This is a genomic window from Bacillus sp. NTK074B (genome assembly GCF_017303375.1).
Lineage (GTDB): Bacteria > Bacillota > Bacilli > Bacillales > Bacillaceae_B > Rossellomorea.
In genome coordinates this window covers 1-258 of record NZ_JAFKOH010000228.1, presented here as the reverse complement: position 1 = coordinate 258, position 258 = coordinate 1, and the positions used below count along the sequence as shown (strand labels likewise).

The window sequence follows — 258 nt, the reverse complement described above, 5'->3', positions numbered from 1 at the left end:
GATTACTTCTCAGGAGTGGACCTTGCACAGCTCTTACCATCGGAATTTAGTGATCTAAATATCGTATCAGAAGGTACGACAGCTAAAGAAAATGGGAAGAATCCTGGAGCTGTTGGAGGCGTTTCTATTAGTGGCTCCACATTAAACTGGGGTACTTCAGGCGAAAGTGATATTGTAGGTTATCGGATCTATCGTGCAGCAAATGGTAGCAATTCGTTCACAAAGCTAGGTAGCATCAAGTCTTCAGATGGAAGTTCA

The 258-nt window shown here is 43.0% G+C and carries 1 protein-coding gene; it reads left to right on the top strand.

Annotated features, from left to right (window positions below; genetic code table 11):
- Positions 1-258, top strand: a 258-nt coding sequence (locus JI667_RS22130) for a hypothetical protein (protein WP_206858656.1), incomplete at both ends; no start/stop codon positions are given.